The sequence below is a fragment of the Pantoea sp. FN0305 genome (genome assembly GCF_050113845.1).
Taxonomy (GTDB): domain Bacteria; phylum Pseudomonadota; class Gammaproteobacteria; order Enterobacterales; family Enterobacteriaceae; genus Mixta; species Mixta alhagi.
Window position 1 is genome coordinate 617,552 of sequence record NZ_JBNJSN010000001.1, and the last position, 17,149, is coordinate 634,700.

General features: G+C 52.6%; 14 protein-coding genes. 8 read left to right on the forward strand and 6 right to left on the reverse strand.

All coding sequences use genetic code 11. From position 1 onward, the window contains the following. Positions 1–2 precede the first annotated feature (2 nt). From gabT to ACQE3Y_RS02810, 3 genes are all read left to right on the forward strand, one after another. Positions 3–1,298 carry a 4-aminobutyrate--2-oxoglutarate transaminase gene (gene gabT / locus ACQE3Y_RS02800; protein WP_426980818.1) on the forward strand — a complete coding sequence of 432 codons (1,296 nt, stop codon included), beginning with the start codon at positions 3–5 and terminating at the stop codon, positions 1,296–1,298. Positions 1,299–1,608: 310 nt separating this feature from the next. After that, positions 1,609–2,970 (forward strand): APC family permease, encoded by a 1,362-nt coding sequence (locus ACQE3Y_RS02805; protein ID WP_426972070.1) that lies wholly within the window; start codon positions 1,609–1,611, stop codon positions 2,968–2,970. 220 nt (positions 2,971–3,190) lie between these two features. Then, complete coding sequence (locus ACQE3Y_RS02810) at positions 3,191–3,736, forward strand: YfaZ family outer membrane protein (protein WP_426972071.1); 546 nt, start codon at positions 3,191–3,193, stop codon at positions 3,734–3,736. 42 nt (positions 3,737–3,778) lie between these two features. Here ACQE3Y_RS02810 and sbcB read toward each other — a convergent pair whose 3' ends face one another. From sbcB to ACQE3Y_RS02830, 4 genes are all read right to left on the reverse strand, one after another. Then, a complete protein-coding gene (sbcB, locus tag ACQE3Y_RS02815) occupies positions 3,779–5,218 on the reverse strand; it encodes an exodeoxyribonuclease I (RefSeq protein WP_426980932.1) in 1,440 nt (479 codons plus the stop codon). Positions 5,219–5,323: 105 nt separating this feature from the next. Next, on the reverse strand, positions 5,324–5,803 hold the full coding sequence (locus ACQE3Y_RS02820) for a YrhA family protein (protein ID WP_426980819.1): 480 nt from the start codon (positions 5,801–5,803) through the stop codon (positions 5,324–5,326). 355 nt (positions 5,804–6,158) lie between these two features. Continuing rightward, a complete protein-coding gene (locus tag ACQE3Y_RS02825) occupies positions 6,159–6,653 on the reverse strand; it encodes a hypothetical protein (protein WP_426972073.1) in 495 nt (164 codons plus the stop codon). Between the two features lie 305 nt (positions 6,654–6,958). Continuing rightward, positions 6,959–9,283 carry an FdhF/YdeP family oxidoreductase gene (locus ACQE3Y_RS02830; protein WP_426973039.1) on the reverse strand — a complete coding sequence of 775 codons (2,325 nt, stop codon included), beginning with the start codon at positions 9,281–9,283 and terminating at the stop codon, positions 6,959–6,961. A 185-nt stretch (positions 9,284–9,468) separates the two neighbouring features. Here ACQE3Y_RS02830 and ACQE3Y_RS02835 point away from each other — a divergent pair, with 185 nt between their 5' ends. The 5 genes from ACQE3Y_RS02835 to ACQE3Y_RS02855 all read left to right on the forward strand — a co-directional run bounded on the left by ACQE3Y_RS02835 (position 9,469) and on the right by ACQE3Y_RS02855 (position 14,012). Further along, positions 9,469–9,696, forward strand: coding sequence for a YgdI/YgdR family lipoprotein (locus tag ACQE3Y_RS02835; protein ID WP_085071223.1), 228 nt, complete (start codon positions 9,469–9,471; stop codon positions 9,694–9,696). A 227-nt stretch (positions 9,697–9,923) separates the two neighbouring features. After that, entirely contained in the window at positions 9,924–11,087 is a 1,164-nt protein-coding gene (gene dacD, locus ACQE3Y_RS02840) for a serine-type D-Ala-D-Ala carboxypeptidase DacD (RefSeq protein ID WP_426980820.1), read from the forward strand. Between the two features lie 151 nt (positions 11,088–11,238). Next, positions 11,239–12,276: a MerR family transcriptional regulator gene (locus tag ACQE3Y_RS02845; RefSeq protein ID WP_426972075.1), complete on the forward strand. Its 1,038-nt coding sequence runs from the start codon at positions 11,239–11,241 to the stop codon at positions 12,274–12,276. Positions 12,277–12,461: 185 nt separating this feature from the next. Beyond that, complete coding sequence (locus tag ACQE3Y_RS02850) at positions 12,462–13,520, forward strand: FUSC family protein (RefSeq protein ID WP_426980821.1); 1,059 nt, start codon at positions 12,462–12,464, stop codon at positions 13,518–13,520. Between the two features lie 159 nt (positions 13,521–13,679). Next, positions 13,680–14,012 carry a DUF496 family protein gene (locus tag ACQE3Y_RS02855; RefSeq protein ID WP_085072333.1) on the forward strand — a complete coding sequence of 111 codons (333 nt, stop codon included), beginning with the start codon at positions 13,680–13,682 and terminating at the stop codon, positions 14,010–14,012. Positions 14,013–14,108: 96 nt separating this feature from the next. Here the strand turns inward: ACQE3Y_RS02855 and ACQE3Y_RS02860 are convergent, their stop codons facing one another. Both ACQE3Y_RS02860 and ACQE3Y_RS02865 read right to left on the reverse strand, forming a co-directional pair. Further along, positions 14,109–16,508, reverse strand: coding sequence for a fimbria/pilus outer membrane usher protein (locus ACQE3Y_RS02860; protein WP_426980822.1), 2,400 nt, complete (start codon positions 16,506–16,508; stop codon positions 14,109–14,111). Positions 16,509–16,576: 68 nt separating this feature from the next. Next, positions 16,577–17,107 carry a fimbrial protein gene (locus ACQE3Y_RS02865; protein WP_426972081.1) on the reverse strand — a complete coding sequence of 177 codons (531 nt, stop codon included), beginning with the start codon at positions 17,105–17,107 and terminating at the stop codon, positions 16,577–16,579. Positions 17,108–17,149 lie beyond the last annotated feature (42 nt).

Below are 17,149 nucleotides of genomic sequence, written 5' to 3' on the forward strand. Positions count from 1 at the left end.
TGATGCAAACCAATCAACAGTGGCAGGCGCGGCGCGAGGCAGCGGTTACGCCCGGCGTGGGGAACGCTCTTCAGGTCTATATCGCTAAAGCGCGCAACGCGGAGCTGTGGGATGTGGAAGGGCGGCGCTATATCGATTTTGCCTCGGGCATTGCGGTATTAAACACCGGTCATAATCATCCGGACGTTATGCGCGCGGTACAGGCGCAGCTGGAATGCTTTACCCATCCCTGCTTTCAGGTTACGCCTTACGGCAGCTATGTCGAGCTGGCGGAGAAGCTGAATGCGCTGGTGCCGATTGCCGAACCCACGCAAACGCTGCTGATGTCAACCGGCGCGGAAGCCGTGGAAAACGCCATCAAGGTAGCGCGTATCGCCACCGGTCGCGCCGGGATAATCGCTTTTCGCGGCGGTTTTCATGGGCGCACGCTATTGGGCATGGCGCTGACCGGTAAAGTGCAGCCCTATAAAAAAGGCTACGGTCCTTTTCCGGGCGGTATCTTCCATGCGCCTTATCCCATCAGCTATTTAGGCATCAGTGAAAGCCAGGCGCTGGGCGCGCTGCAGGGGATTTTTGCGGCCGACGTTTCTCCGGATGATGTGGCGGCCATTATTATTGAACCCGTACAGGGCGAGGGCGGCTTTTATGCCGCATCGCCCAACTTTATGCGCCAGCTGCGTCATCTTTGCGATGAGCATGGCATTGTGCTGATCGCTGATGAGATCCAGAGCGGCTTCTGTCGTACCGGCAAAACCTTTGCCATCGAACACAGTGGCGTGGAGCCTGACTTAATCACCATGGCGAAAAGCCTGGCTGGCGGTTTCCCGCTGTCGGCGGTGGTGGGTCGTGCTTCACTGATGCAAAAAGCGCAGGCGGGCGGGCTGGGTGGCACCTATGCCGGTTCGCCAATGGGGGTTGCTGCGGCGCTGGCGGTGGTGGAGATCATTGAACGCGAGCAGCTTAACCTGCGTGCGCAGCAGCAGGGCGAGCAGGTAGTAGCCTTTCTGCAGCAGCTGGCGGCGCAGTATGACTGTATCGGCGATATCCGTCATCTGGGGGCGATGATCGCCATGGAACTGGTGGAAGAGGGCGATGCGCAGCGTCCGGCGAAGGCGCTGACCCAGGCGCTGGTGCAGGAAGCGGGACGTCAGGGGCTGGTGCTGCTGGCGTGTGGCGTGCGCGCCAATGTAATTCGTTTTCTTATTCCCCTAACGGCTGAAAAAGAAATTGTATCTGAAGGTCTCAACATCTTGTCATCCTCCCTCCGGGTAGTGCAGAATATGCGCCCTGCAAAATAGACAGATAACCGGCGCTTCAGGCGTCGGTTATTTTTTTGCATTTAATCAGGCTCATTCATAAAAGAGGCCGGCCTACGTGCCGGATAGATACACGTAACACGTTCACCGTGTGGTTTAAAGGAAAACAAGATGGGGCAACTCGTTAACTTCTCACTGGCTTTCGCTGGTGTTCGACTCCGTGATGATTATGGCGCAACCGGCAGCCTTGCCAACGCTTCTTCCCTCACGCCTCTGAAGACTCTTTCTCGCATAGCGCGAAGTTTCCCTGTGGTCCGCCTCAATCAGGCCGCCGCTATGGGGGGACTAAACCATGACGCATAATACGCATACCGCACAGCCGCGCACGCAGCTGAAAAAAACACTGACCTTATTACCGGTGGTGATGATTGGTCTGGCCTATATGCAGCCGATGACGCTGTTCGATACGTTCGGTATCGTATCCGGCCTGACTGAGGGTCACGTTGCCACCGCTTACGCTTTTGCGTTGATTGCCATTCTGTTTACTGCGCTGAGCTACGGTAAGCTGGTACGCCGCTTCCCATCGGCGGGTTCCGCATACACCTATGCGCAGAAAACCATTAGCCCGCACGTTGGCTTTATGGTTGGCTGGTCATCGCTGCTTGATTATCTGTTTATGCCGATGATCAACATCCTGCTGGCGAAAATTTATTTTGAAGCGCTGGTGCCGGATCTGCCTTCATGGATTTTCGTCGTGCTGCTGGTGGGCTTTATGACGTTGACGAACCTGCGCGGCATCAAAACCGTAGCAAACTTCAACAGCCTGATTGTGGTGCTGCAGGTCGCGGTAATAATCGCGCTGATGGCGATGGTGATTTACGGCGTTGCGCACGGTGAAGGCGCGGGCACGCTGGTGAGCAGCCGTCCGTTCTGGTCGGAGAATGCTCATGTGGTGCCGATGATCACCGGTGCGACTATTCTTTGCTTCTCGTTCCTGGGCTTTGACGGTATCAGCTCGCTTTCAGAAGAGACCAAAGATGCAGAGCGCGTGATCCCGAAAGCAATTTTCCTGACGGCGCTGGTAGGCGGCATCATCTTTATCGTGGTCTCTTACTTCTTGCAGCTCTATTTCCCGGACATTTCGCGCTTTAAAGATCCTGACGCCTCGCAGCCGGAGATCATGCTTTACGTGGCGGGTAAAACCTTCCAGTTCGGCATCCTGATTTTCTCCTGCATTACGGTGCTGGCTTCCGGTATGGCGGCGCACGCGGGCGTAAGCCGTCTGATGTACGTGATGGGGCGCGACGGCGTGTTCCCGGAGCGTTTCTTCGGCTACGTACATCCCAGGTGGCGTACCCCGGCACTGAACGTGCTGCTGGTTGGCGCTATCGCGCTACTGGCGATCCGCTTTGACCTGGTAACGGCCACGGCGCTGATTAACTTTGGTGCGCTGGTTGCCTTTACCTTCGTAAACCTGTCGGTCATCGCGCAGTTCTGGCTCCGTGAAAAGCGCCGTTATACGCTGAAGGACAATATCAACTTCCTGCTGCTGCCGCTGTGCGGTGCGCTGACAGTAGGCGCGCTTTGGGTGAACCTCGAAGAGAGTTCAATGGTGCTGGGGCTGATTTGGGCTGCGGTCGGGATTATTTATCTCGCCGTCGTCACCCGCAGCTTCCGTAATCCGGTGCCGCAGTACAGCGAAGAATCACTCTGATTCGCCGCGATTAATCGCTACCGGCATCAAAATGTTAAGGCCAGACCACTGTCTGGCCTTTTTTGTGGCTGACTATCGAATGGCGTTGCGCGATAGTCTGGCGCAAGCGCGATGCGGGGCGGCCTTCAGGGCGGAGGGACTCAGACAAAATCCCTTGTAACCGGTCGCATGCCTGGTTACCCTGCGCCAGCAATATCTGCCTGAATCAATGGAGTTGGCAATGTTTAAAAAAGTAGTGGTAAGCAGCGGTCTTGCGCTGATGCTGGCAACGGGAGCAGCGCAGGCTATCGAAGGCAGCGTTGATGTGGGTGAACATTACACCAACCTGAACGTTGGACTGGGAACCACTTCCCCTGGCCTGAGCCTGTCCGGCAACTGGATGCGCAGCGATCATGACGGCAACGTTTCGGGCCTGCGTCTGGGTTATAACGTGGAAATTGGTTCTGTTTTCCTGACGCCTGGCATCAAAGCCATGTGGATCGATCCGGAAGATGGTAAAAGTGGCTTTGCCGCCGCCGTAGGCGCTGGTATCAGCCTGCCGGTCACGAAGATGATCGGCCTGTACGGCGAATATTACTATTCACCGGAATCCTTTACCGATCATCTCGACAGCTATCAGGAAGCCTCTGGCGGCATCAGCTTTACACCGATTTCGCTGCTGAACGTGCGGGTTGGCTATAAATATGCCGAAATGAACAACAAAGGCGATCGCAAAGATAACGTGCTGGCTGACGGCCCATATATTGGCGCTTCACTGCGCTTCTGATGCCTTGCGCAAGACAAAAAGCCGTCCCGCAGGACGGCTTTTTTATGAGACCAGTTCACGCGCGTAGTCATACAGCGCTTTCAGTTGCGTTAACTTCTCATTATCGCCGTCGTGTAGGTTAGCCAGCGACTCCAGCTCCAGCAGGAAAGATTCAATGCGTTCGCTGTTTAAGGCTTCGCGGCGGTGCTGCAGCCAGCGCTGCTGCTCGCTGTCATCGAGCGTGCCCGGGAAATTACGTGCACGATAGCGAAACAGCAGCGGGGCGATGCGTGCATCGTTAAAGGTCAGATCGAGCGCCGGCAGGTTAGCGGGTGCCGTTTGCTGAATAATGTTCATTGCCGCTTTGTCGGCATCGCTGAAAAAGCCGTTATAGAGCTGGGCATCAACATCCGGCGAAGGGGTAAAAGGCTCCGCCTCGGCATACAGGGCAACCACTTTTTCACGGATCTCTGCATGCTGGCGCAGCACCGCCAGATTATTCAGGCAGTGCTGGCGATCGATGCCAAGCCGACTGGCATCTTCCGGGCGCAGCGTGTTAGCAGGTGCCAGCACCGGACATTTATTGATATGCACCAGTTTAATCGGCACCGCAGCAGCATCACCCAGCTGCTGACGCGGAGTGTAGAGGCGTTCGCGTAGTGCGTCGGCATCCAGCTCCAGCAGCGGCGTGATATCACCCGCCAGATCGCAAACGATCAGGGCATTGCGATTTTCCGGGTGCCAGGCCAGCGGCGCAATCCAGCTGGTATTCCCGCGCAGTGCGCCGAACATGCCAGAGATATGCATCAGCGGTTTCATCTGTGGAATATCAATCAGCGTATTGATTTTCTGCTTTGTGCGATGGCTGAAGAGGAAATCAAACAGCTTCGGCTGTTTGGTTTTCACCAGCTTCGCCATAGCAATGGTGGCATAAACATCTGACATCGCATCGTGCGCCTGAGTGTGTTCCACGCCGTTGGCCTGCGTTAGCTGCTCCAGTTTAAAGCTCGGTAATCCATCCTCATTTTCTGGCCAGACAATACCTTCCGGACGCAGCGCATAGCAGGCGCGCATCACATCCAGCAGATCCCAGCGCGAATTACCGTTCTGCCAGCTCCAGGCATAGGGATCGTAGAAATTGCGATAGAAGAGATTGCGCGTGACTTCATCATCGAAGCGCACGTTGTTATAGCCCACCACGCAGGTATTTTCGACGGTGAAAATCTCATGAATACGCCGGGCGAATTCCGCTTCCTTAACGCCGCGCGCCCGCGCCAGCTGCGGCGTAATCCCGGTGATCATTACCGCTTCCGGCTGCGGCAGGTAATCATCGGCGGGCTGGCAATAAAACACTTCCGGCTCGCCAATAATATTGAAATCCATATCGGTGCGGATGCCGGCAAACTGCGCTGGTCGATCCAGCGCCGGGCTTTTACCAAAGGTTTCATAGTCATGAAAGAGAAAGGTCGGTTGCGCGCGTTCGTTGGCCAAAATGTTATCCATTGACTGCTGAGTGGTAATGTTCGTTACATGGTAAACCATATTCCGGTTCATCAGAACCGCCAGATAGCGATGCTGTTGAGGCGCGTAGTTTGGCGCTCTTTTTACCTATAAGTTTGGGTGGTTCTCTCTCAACATAGCGCGTTGAGTTTCTATTAATTTTGCCAGAGTTTCGCAGGTTTCCCATACTTTTTCAGTACCGATGCGATCACAGGATCCCCATCGCTCAGTGGCGGTGTCGTAATAAAGCGTATCGGTATTATTACTGCCAATAACAATGCGCCCCTGCATGCCCTCGCATTCGAAACCTTGTGTATTCAACACATCATTAAATTTGAGTAATCCGGGTTCATCGCCATCGGTCGTCAGGCCGTAGAAAATATGACCATCAGCGAATAATCCATTACTAATGCATAATAATACGCCATATTGCTGCCAAAATTTGGCCTGCTGCGCTGCAATTCCTCGACCAAAATCGTGTGAGGGGATCTTACCCGTATAAGGAGGACTAATCTCATAACCCATGTTTTTACTCAAAAAAGTAAACTCATGTCCAGCTAATGCTAACCCGCTCAATTTTTCCTTCATGGATAAATTACTCCCTTAGGAACTGGCCATAAAACTGTTTTACGGTCGCCTGGTGCCAGGCCACGGCTGATGGCATTTTGAGTAGTTGTAAAAATAGAATGTTATATTTTATTTCTGATTAATATCAGGTTCGAAAAATCGTTTGTTCCGTTATCGTCCAGAGGAAGCTTATGATGGACACTAAACCCATTTGGTATCTGTCCAGTCCGTAGGATCTTTCGTTGTGGTGCATCCAAACGGTTAATAATATCTGGATGCTCGGCAATGTTTTTTGCAAATTCTCGTCTGACACTATTATTGAATGAATTCCTTAACGTTCTCTGAACCGCGCTGCTTCTTTTGACATAATTGATTTTTACCACATCAATGATTTGCAGTAACATTCGGTTTCCTTTATAGCGTCCCAGATAGCTTTCCAGTTTTTTAATTCGATAATAGAGCCCGGGTGTACTCCAGTCCGGGCAGCAGTAAACAAAGCACTTAATGCAATTAGCGATCCTGCAGTCTGCTCATTTAGCACCTGGTCAAATCCTTTCGTGGCATCTCCGCCTGGCTTACGTACGGTATCAGCAAACATTTCTGGGTTCTGATGATAAATCCCGCCTGTCGCCAGCAGTCTTCCGGCGGCTTTGCTGTTGATAGTGCTGAACGGCGCGGGCTGTTTTTTCGTTCGCCGGGCAGGTAACGCAGTAGGGTGCGGTTTACCGCCCCGTTTGCTGTAGTCGCGGCGAGCAACCGATCGGTTATATTCACGGATAATATCCTGCGCCCCGTCAAACTTAAACGCCAGTGGGTCGCGGCAAATCAGTTCGCCGTGCTCATTAATATAAAACAGCGCGCCTTTTGTCACAGAAAACCCGCCGAGCCTCATAGGTAAATAATTTCACACGCCACGAAAAGAGATAATAACCTGATAATGGTTTTTTTAATCTGTTTTTAGTTGAAAAGGTTACTCATATCGTTAACAACCAGATATAAATTATTTTGCTGCATGCAGGGTATATTCCAGCATCCTGGCCGAGACGCGCTTTATGCTTATCGACATTAAATACAAGCTATTCGCAAGACGATCGCTGGCGACATAATATGTTGATGCCTTCTGAAATATTAAAGCCCCCGATAATAGCGGAGGCTTTTTATCACTTAGTCGTTTAATCAGCGCAGAGCGCCGGATGTTTCTACCGGCACCGCGCAGGGTTCCATCTCAATGGGAATGCTTTTATATGCCGGGATGCCGCTGGCGGTATCATGGCTGTCAAGTGGGACCATCACGTTGGCTTCCGGATAGTAGGCGCCCGCTGAGCCGCCTGCCATATCCAGCACCACGATAGTCAGATTATCCATACGGCGCTCGGTGCGTTTGCCATCGGGATCCAGCGCAATGATATTTACCCTGTCGCCCACCCGCAGCTGACGTTTTTCCGCCTCGTCCGCATTGATAAACAGCACATCGCGCCGTCCGGTCACGCCGCGATAGCGATCGTTCAGGCCATACAGCGTGGTGTTGTACTGATCGTGGCTGCGCAACGTCGTCAGCACCAGGTCGTGACATTTCAGCGAGCGCGGATCCTCATTAATTCCTTCCATAACCTTAAACTGCGCCCGGCCTGAGGGCGTGTCCCATTCCCGTTCGGAGGCTGCATTGCGCAGACGGAAGCCGCCTGGCTGCAGAATACGACGGTTGTAATCTTTGAAAGCGGGGAAAACGGCTTCAATTGCCGCGCGGATAAAGCTGTAATCCCCGATCATCTGATCCCAGTTGACTTTGGTATCAGGCAATGTCGCCTTAGCCAGCCCCGCGACAATTGCCGGCTCTGATTTTAGCCAGGGCGAAGCGGGCTTTAACATACCGCGCGAGGCATGAACCATCGACATGGAATCTTCTACGGTAATGCTTTGTTCCCCGGACGCCTGCACATCCAGCTCGGTACGGCCCAGTACCGGCAAAATGTAATTATGCTTGCCTAACAGCAGATGTGAACGGTTTAATTTAGTGGCCATATGCACCACCAGATCCAACTTACGCATCGCGTCAAAAGTCACGTTGGGATCGGACATCGCCTCCGCCAGGTTACCGCCGAGGCAGAGCAGCGCTTTTGCTTTGCCATCGCGCATTGCCTGTATGGCAGCGACTGCGCCATGACCATGATGCTGCGGCGGCTTGAAACCGAACACTTTCTCAATACTGTCGAGCAGTTCCTGCGAGGGAATTTCAGTAATGCCTACGGTGCGGTCACCCTGTACATTGGAATGACCGCGCAGCGGACAGATGCCGGCACCACGCTTGCCGATATTGCCGCGCATCAGCAGCAGATTAGCAATTTGCTGTACGTTCTGGGTGCCGTACTGATGCTGAGTGATGCCCATGCCGTAACAAATAATGGTTTTTTCTGATGTGGCATACAGGCGGGCAATGTTCAGGATCTCCTTATAATCCATACCGGAAACCTTCAGGATATGCGGCCATTCGGTCGCTTCCAGATCCTGCTTCAGCGCTTCAAAGCCTTCCGTGTGTTCGCGGATAAATTCCTCATCAATAACGCCTGGCTGGCCCTGTTTTAGCGCCCGCTCATGCATCGCCAGCAGCGCTTTCATCACGCCTTTTAACATTGCTGCATCGCCGCCGACACGGACTTTATAGTAGGTGGAGGCCAGCGCGGTTGAGCCGAGCGACAGCATCTCAATTGGGCTTTGCGGCGACGTAAAGCGCTCCAGCCCACGCTCGCGCAGCGGGTTAATCGCCACAATAGTCGCGCCGCGTTTAGAGACTTCGCGCAGCGTTCCCAGCATACGCGGATGATTGGTGCCGGGATTATGGCCGATGCAGAGCACCAGATCGCAATGATCGAAATCTTCCAGCTCAACCGTGCCTTTGCCGACGCCAATCGACTGCGGCAGGCCAACGCTGGTGGGCTCATGACACATGTTCGAGCAGTCCGGGAAGTTATTGGTGCCATATTCCCGCGCAAACAGCTGATAGAGAAAAGCCGCCTCGTTGGAAGCACGCCCGGAAGTGTAAAATTCGACGCTGTCCGGATCGCTATAGCTTTGCAATCTCTCACCTATTTCACGAAACGCAGTTTCCCACTCAATGGGCTGATAGGTATCGCTGGCGGCATCATATTTCATGGGATGCGTCAGGCGGCCTTCGCCCTCCAGTTCAAATGCGTTGCGCTGCCACAGTTCACTTACCGTATGCGCGGCAAAAAATTCCGGCGTAGTGCGTTTACTGGTGGCTTCCCAGGAGACGGCTTTAGCGCCATTTTCACAAAACTCAAAAGATGAGGCGTGACGTGGATCGGGCCAGGCGCAGCCGGGGCAGTCGAAGCCTTGCGGTTGGTTGACTTTAAACAGCGCGATAACATCCTGCTTCACTGACATCTGTCCGCGCAATGCATCGGCAACGGCCTTAAGCGCGCCCCAGCCGCCAGCCGATCCACCGTAGGGAGCAATACCAATAGTGCGATTTTTATGTTTCATCATTCTCTGTGTTCTGTTGTGGAACGGTGACTAAAGAATAGAACACGTCGCCAAAGCAGCTGAAAAACCGGGCGCTAATTGCTTTCGAAATATTACAAAGGCCACAGGAAAGAAAGAGGCGATAAATTGCGTAATGATTAAAGTGTGCTAAACATTAAGAGTAAATATCTGAACAGGAGGTTATGATGAAAAAGACAGCATTATTAGCATTTGCATTTGCCGCAGCCCTGCCATTAGCGGGATGTTCCAGCAGCAACTACACCATCCATACTAACGATGGACGGACAATTGTCAGTGATGGCAAACCCAAAGAGGACAATGCTACCGGCTTGATTAAGTATAAAGACGCCAACGGAAATGAGCAGCAGATCAACCGTTCTGACGTTAAATCAATGACCGAAATCCCGCACTAATTTCCTCAGCAAATGTGAATCAGGTGAGCCACCGTCAGGTGGCTTTTTTATTATTGAAGGTCAGGGGCTAATGGGGACGAATAATATGCCGCAGAAAAACGGCGCAATAACCCGCAAATGGGCCGATGCTAAATACATAATTATTTGCAATTTATTCAGAAAAATCACCGCTTAATCCCGTACAACAACGCCCTGGTTAAATTCATGTTTTGATTGAGGGTGTTCCGTTGAAAAGGCGTCAGTTTGCAACTCTTACCGGTTTTCTGTTTTTAGCATTTCAGGCCCATGCGGCTTCCATCTCTTTTCCGCTTACGCCGCCGTCGGTGGATGCTGCATCCTGGGTGTTAATGGACGCTACCACCGGGCAGATACTGACCGAAGGCAATGCCGATCAACAGCGCAATCCTGCCAGTCTGACCAAGCTGATGACCGGCTATGTGGTCGATCGCGCTATCGATCAGCACCGCATCAGCCGGGACGATAAGGTGACTATTGGTCAGGATGCGTGGGGCGCCGGAAATCCGGTATTTAAAGGATCTTCGCTGATGTTCCTCAAGCCGGGCGAACAGGTTACGGTACGCGATCTGAGCCGTGGCGTGATCATCGATTCCGGCAACGATGCCTGCGTCGCGCTGGCCGATTATGTTGCCGGCAGCCAGGACGCCTTTGTCAAAATGATGAATGACTATGCGGCGAAGCTGGGGCTGACGCACACCCATTTTGAAACCGTTCACGGACTGGATGCGCCTGGCCAGCATACCACCGCCCGCGATCTGGCCGTGCTATCGCGCGCCATCATCAACGGCGAGCCCGATTTCTATCAGATGTACAGCGAGAAATCGCTTACCTGGAACGGCATCACTCAGCAGAACCGTAACGGGTTGCTGTGGGATAAAAACCTGCATGTCGATGGCCTGAAAACCGGTCATACCGAAAGCGCCGGTTTTAACCTGATCGCCTCCAGCCTGGAGGGCCGTCACCGGCTGATCGCCGTCATCATGGGCGGTAAAAGCGCTAAAGGCCGTGAAGAGCAGGCGCGGAAACTGCTGATTTGGGGCAACAGTAATTTTGATACCGTGCAGCTGTTTCATGCTGGCAAAGCACTGGGCAAAGAGACCGTGTGGTATGGCAACCCGCATCAGGTAGAAGTAGGCGCCGCCGAGGATATTTATCTGTCAGTACCGCGTAGCGCGATAGAGAGCATCAAAGCGAAATATGTTATCGATCGCAAAGATCTTGAAGCGCCGCTAAAACAGGGCGAGAAGGTCGGCATGATTCAGGTGATCGACAAAGAACAGGTGCTGGCCAGCTATCCGCTAATGACATTGAATAAGGTGGAAGAGGGCGGTATCGTGACCAAAATCAGTGATTATCTCAAGCAGAAATTTTAACCGGCAGGCAGAGGCGAGCTCTCGCCTCTGCCGTGTTTTGTTAATGCTAAATCCGCCTGTTTTCCTTTTCACGTTTTTCCTTTGTCATTCCTCTTGACCCTGACGCCACGTCAGCCTTTATCCTTGGTTAACGTTGAGCAAGGAGAGAGTCATGTTATTGCAGGCAGGTGAACTGGCCCGACGCACGGGCGTAACGGTACGTACGCTGCACTATTACCACAGCATCGGGCTGCTGGTGCCGTCGGCGCGCAGCGAGGCGGGCTATCGACTGTACAACCGTGACGATATTCGTCGTCTGCATCAGATTCAGGCGTTGAAACGCCTTGGCGTGCCGCTGGCGGAAATCGATCCGCTGCTGAGCGATGGCGCACTCTCTTTACCGCAGGTGCTGACTCAACAGATAGAGGCGCTCGATCGCCAGCTGACACAGATGCAACAGCTGCGGCAGCGGCTGGGGCAGCTATATCAGCAGCTCTCCCGGGGCGGCGAACCCGAGCTGACGGACTGGCTAACAACGTTAGAGATGATGACCATGTACGATAACTATTTTACGGCGGAAGAGTTAACGCAGCTGCCTTTTTACCAGGCGGATGCGCAGCGAGAGGCGGAGTGGCAGCAGCTGGTACAAAAGCTGCTGGAGCTACAGGACAACGGCATTGCGCCGCAGGAGCCGGAGGCTCAGGCGCTGGCTCGTCGCTGGATGCAGATGCTGGAGCGCGATACCGCACATAATCCCGCTTTCCTGCAGCGTCTGACCACCATGCATCTCAATGAACCAGCGATGCAGCAGCAAACCGGGATCACCCCTGCGATGCTGGATTACGTTACGCGCGCCTTCGCGGAAAGCAAGCTGGCTATTTTCCAGCGCTATCTTGATGAACAGGAGTACGCTTTTGTACGGGCGCACTACTTTGATCGCATGCAGGAGTGGCCAGCGTTGATTAGCCGACTGCGCGAAGCAATGATGCGCGGCGTCGCGCCGGAAGCAGAGGAGGCGCGGGCGCTCGGTGCGCACTGGCTGGCGCTGTTTCGCTCTTATGCCAGCGATAACCCACAGACGCAAAATAAAATCCGTCAGGCGATGCAGCAGGAGCCGCAGCTGATGGAAGGGACCTGGCTTACGCCCGATCTGCTGCAATATTTGCAGGCGGCAGTAACGGCTCATATGGCACCGGGCACAGAGCGGTAATAACGGTACGCACCTGACGCGATCTACCGCGTCGGGTGTATCAATATGTCATCTGCTGCGTTAATCACTCTTTTCCTTAATGTAAAATGAAGTTAAAAATCAGCAAAATATAGATGAAAGTCTCATCCTGATGGTGTCGCCAGGTTATGATAACCTTCCGTTTTTCATTACCCTGGAGACTATGCTTGCGCCCCGATAAGCCGCTTTCAACCGTTGAATTCAGCGTTTACCGACATTACCGTATCGTCCATGGTGTTCGCATTGCGCTGGGCTTTGTTTTGACGTTCTTGCTGGTGCGCCTGAGCGAAATTCCGGAGGGAAGCTGGCCGCTGATTACGCTGGTGGTAGTGATGGGGCCGGTCTCCGCGTGGGGGAACGTTTTTCCGCGCGCGCTTCAGCGGATTGGCGGCACCTTTTTTGGCTCGATATCGGGGCTGATTGCCCTGAAGCTGGAGCTGATTTCACTGCCGGTAATGCTGGCGTGGTGTACGGTAGTGATGTTTATCTGCGGCTACCTGACGCTGGGCAGGCGGCCTTATATGGCACTGTTGATTGGCATTACGCTGGCGGTGGTCTGCGGCGCGCCAGCGGGTGACATGACCACGGCTCTGTGGCGCAGCGGCGACGTGATTCTCGGCTCGCTGCTGGCGCTGCTGTTTACCAGTATCTGGCCACAAAAAGCCTATATTCACTGGCGCATTAAGCTCTCTGATTCGCTGTCAGCAATGGCGAAAATTTATCATGCCGGCTTTTCACCGAACCTGGTGGATAAGCCGCATCTCGATAAACCTTTGCAGCGGGTATTAAGCGATGTGGTGCGTATGCGTTCGTTGCTGGAACCTGCCAGCAAAGAGACGCGTATTCCGAAATCGGTGCTGGAAGGGATCCAAACCACTAACCGCAATATTCTCTGTACCCTTGAGCTGCAAATCAATGCCTGGTGGTCTTCCCGTGCCAGCCATCTGATTTTGCTGAATGCATCCACCTTACGTCGTACGCAGCAGATGACGGAAAATACCTTTAACGCATTGGCGGAAATGTTGATTAAAGGCAACGCCGATCGGGTCGCGGCCAATCATCATGAGCTGGCGGAGATCGCGCGCGAATTGCGGCAGCTGATTGCGGAAAATGACCGCGATCGGCTGGTGGAAACGCCGATTCATGGCTATGTCTGGCTGAGCCTGGAGCTGGCGAAACAGCTGGAACGGCTGTCGGATTTGATTCGGCTGGCCATGCGTAAATAATCGTTTCGACAATCGAAGCTGTGGCTGCGCAAGATTTCGCGCTAAAATGTCCCACAGTCCGAATTTAAATGTGAAAATTGCCATCGGCCCAGGCGAGCCGCTAAGCTGAAGGCTACGACAATACCGCCTGTTCAGGCAGGCCTAATGAAAGGTGTCAACATGGAAAATGCAAAGCAATCATTTCAGGACGTGCTTGAGTTCGTGCGCATGAACCGTCGCAAGAACAAACTACAGCGCGAAATTCACGATGTGGAAAAGAAAATTCGTGACAACCAGAAACGTGTGCTGCTGCTGGATAACCTGAGCGAATACATTAAACCGGGCATGAGCGTTGAAGCGATTCAGGAGATCATCGCCAGCATGCGCAGCGACTATGAAGATCGCGTGGATGAATACATCATCAAAAATGCCGATCTGTCAAAAGAGCGTCGTGAGCTCTCTAAAAAACTCAAGTCCATGGGCGTTCATAAAGTACCGGGACAGAATCAGTAATCTCTGCGGTCAGCGGTTGTGCTGACCCATGTTTATCGGGCCGCGTTGCGGCCCGTTTTTATTTTTTCTCCTGCCAGCCTTATTTTGCCGCCAGCTTCAACGATGGCAGATCAGATGCCAGATTTTCTTCTCTGTGCTTTTTTGTGCCGGTTGGTCAATAGTGCAGCGCTGTTTGTCAGCCAGGCTGATATGCAGCGGCCACTTTAGTTGATAAATATCCATTGAGATGACGCCGCCTGCGGAGAGTACGCCCCGGTTACGATTGTCCGCATCATACAGAATGGCACCAAACGGCAGTGGCTGTCCGCTGGTTTGGGTAATACGCGCATAGTGTTGCTGCTGATGCGAGGCGCTAAGTTCCACCGCCACAATCGCCCCTTCACGCGGCACCAGACGATGCACCACTTCATCAAGCTTAATGGTACGAATGTGTCGCCTATCCAGCGTGGGCGCTAATTCATTGTAGTAATAGGGCACCAGGCTCGGCACCACTGCATTTCCCCAGCGGTCGGTCGCGACATGCTGTGCGTTTTCTATCCTGACGTCGGCAATATGTGGTGTATGAACGATCGCAGCACTTTCACTCAGGTACTGACCCAGCGTTATGCCATGCGAATGCAGCACTACTGAGCCGCGTGCGCCCGCCTGCCATTGCTCCGTTGAACGGCCACGCGACCATGCGGCACGGGCTACCCCCTGGCTGGAAGTGTAGTTGGCCGAGGCATCATAATGATATTCAGATCCGCTTTTAGCCGCGCCCAGGCTGTAAGCGAGATTTCTCTCTTCGCCCATCTGTCCCGTCAAAGAGAGATGGCTGCTATGGCTGTTGCCGCTGCTATGACTCATATCAAGATAGTGGTTTCGCTCTCTTCCCAGAGGAAGGCTGATATTCACTGAGAGATAATTTTCAGCAGCATGTCCCGCTGAATAGCGGCGTGACCAGGAAGTAAGCAGCGTAGCATGCCTGATATTGAAATTAAGGTTGGTCTGCCAGTTACGATAACGCCTGCCGAGCCAGTCAATTTCCTGATTGTAATTCAGTGCCAGATTCATCCCTTTAATGTTCTGGCTGAGCTGCACGCTATATTTATTGCGATAGCCGCTCGCCAGCCCGGTACTCACCGCGCGCGGAGAGTAGCCAAACTCCTGATAGTAAGGATTAAAGCGGTGCGTGGCGGAAGCATAAAGATAGCTGTCGGTCAGCGGCAGAAAACGGCTCAGGCCCAGCTGTAATTGTCTACCGGTACGCTGTTGCTGATAGCGTGTGGTTTGACTTTGATTAAACAGCACATTGACGCCGCCCAGCCAGCGTACGTTAGCGCCCATCCCGATAGCAACATTGCGGTAATCAGCGGCATACTGCACGCCGTTCAACAGCGTAAAGGTATTGTTCAGCCCATATAACAACGTGCCTTCCAGCAGGCGCTGTGCGTTATGCTGTCGGCTTTCGCCAAGGTTTAAGGTATAGCGCAGGCTATGTGACGGTAGCTGAAAGCTGTTGGTATTGAACGGCTGGGTAAAGTGCTGCCGTTTCCCGCTGGCTTCGATAATCGTCACGTCAATATCACCCGCCGAGGAAGAAACGGGGACATCATTGATATTAAAGGCGCCGGGGGGAATTTGCCGGGTGGCGATCACATAGCCGTTCTGTTTAACAATAACCGTGGCGTTCGAACTAACGGAACCTATGATGGCAGGTACATAGCTGCGTTCGGTGTTTGAAAACATCGCCATATTGGTCATCAGCGAGACGCCACGCAGCGTGGTTCCCTGAAACAGGCTGCCACTGGTATAAAAGTCGCCAACGGTTAGCGTACTACGCAGACGGTCAATATCATAAGCCAGCCAGCTACTGCTGCTTTGATAACGTGCATGCGCCATCTCAGGCGCAGAAAAATAGCCATCATTGCGCAGGTGAAAGCCAAAAAGATTAACGCCGCTGCTCAGGTTGCCGTAAAAATCGTTGCTGACGCTGCTGCTTTGATAACGCTGTGCGGAAAGGTCGTAATTGACAAAAGCGGCGTTTATACCGTTATCCCACCGCCAGCCAGGCGCGATATCATACAGGTTCGGTTTGCTCCAGGCCTGTTGAGGCAGCGTTAACATCAGCCTGTTTTCGCTCAGATCAATATCAAATTTGGCATCATGTACCCAGGCGGAAAGAAAGTTTTCTGCCTGAGGGCAGCGGTCAATGTGAACGCCCCATTCCTGTAAATCACGACAGGCGAACAGCGGCTCGCTACGACCATGATAGAGACGAAACACAACATCCTGCTCTGCCACTTCCTGATCGTTAATTAAAATTTTAAAAGAGTACTTCCCGGGCAGGATATCGCTGTCGCCGTTAAATATTTCCGCATCTTGTCGATTGACCTGTGTTTGATTCTCCAGCAGTGATAAATCGAACTTCTCTTCGGCCTTCAATGATGCTGCGCCCATGCAGCCCAGACAAACAACAAATAGTAGCGTTGTAGCAGGTTTATTTACGGCGCTCATAACTTTAAGCCAGAGAGAACAGCCATGGCCTGAGCCATGGCTGATTTTTAGCAGGATGATAACGAGAATTAACGATATTCCGTTACGAAAGTAACGTCGGCACTTACGTCACCGCCGGTGATATTGTTGCTAAGGCGCGCATAGCGCACTTTCATATTAATATTGTCATCGCCTTTATTAAGGTTATTAATGCGGCTGCCATCCAGTTCTTGATTAGGCGCCAGGACTTCATTATTGTAAAAAACTTCCAGGCCAACACCGCTGGTATTATTGCTGGCATTTCTTAATGCCTTGGGTTGATTTTCATCAGCAGATGCCTTCATAACCAGTTTTATATGGTTACCTAAATTTTGATCTTCACAATTAACATGAATTTCAAAATCACGGGAGCCATTTTCAATGCTATCGCCAATGGCTACCTTGTCAAAGGCACTGGCACCAACAGTTTCCAGCGTAATATTCTGATCGGCAGGAACAATGGCACAGGTTGGTTCATTAACATGACCGTTAAAATGTACCACGCTGCCTTCACCTTCCGCAAAAGCGGCAGAAGAGGTCACCATTAATAAGCCCAAAGAAACTGTTTTTAATTTATTCACTTTTCTTTCCTTTTTTAATATTAACCAACAAGTAGTAAACAA

What these genes read in the sequence shown, in the direction of transcription:
- ACQE3Y_RS02820 (WP_426980819.1), bottom strand. Translation starts at nt 5,803, where the DNA reads ATGAAGGAAAAATTGAGCGGGTTAGCATTAGCTGGACATGAGTTTACT.
- sbcB (WP_426980932.1), bottom strand. Translation starts at nt 5,218, where the DNA reads ATGGATAACATTTTGGCCAACGAACGCGCGCAACCGACCTTTCTCTTT.
- ACQE3Y_RS02805 (WP_426972070.1), top strand. Translation starts at nt 1,609, where the DNA reads ATGACGCATAATACGCATACCGCACAGCCGCGCACGCAGCTGAAAAAA.
- ACQE3Y_RS02835 (WP_085071223.1), top strand. Translation starts at nt 9,469, where the DNA reads ATGAAAAAGACAGCATTATTAGCATTTGCATTTGCCGCAGCCCTGCCA.
- ACQE3Y_RS02860 (WP_426980822.1), bottom strand. Translation starts at nt 16,508, where the DNA reads ATGAGCGCCGTAAATAAACCTGCTACAACGCTACTATTTGTTGTTTGT.
- ACQE3Y_RS02810 (WP_426972071.1), top strand. Translation starts at nt 3,191, where the DNA reads ATGTTTAAAAAAGTAGTGGTAAGCAGCGGTCTTGCGCTGATGCTGGCA.
- gabT (WP_426980818.1), top strand. Translation starts at nt 3, where the DNA reads ATGCAAACCAATCAACAGTGGCAGGCGCGGCGCGAGGCAGCGGTTACG.
- ACQE3Y_RS02830 (WP_426973039.1), bottom strand. Translation starts at nt 9,283, where the DNA reads ATGAAACATAAAAATCGCACTATTGGTATTGCTCCCTACGGTGGATCG.
- ACQE3Y_RS02855 (WP_085072333.1), top strand. Translation starts at nt 13,680, where the DNA reads ATGGAAAATGCAAAGCAATCATTTCAGGACGTGCTTGAGTTCGTGCGC.
- ACQE3Y_RS02845 (WP_426972075.1), top strand. Translation starts at nt 11,239, where the DNA reads ATGTTATTGCAGGCAGGTGAACTGGCCCGACGCACGGGCGTAACGGTA.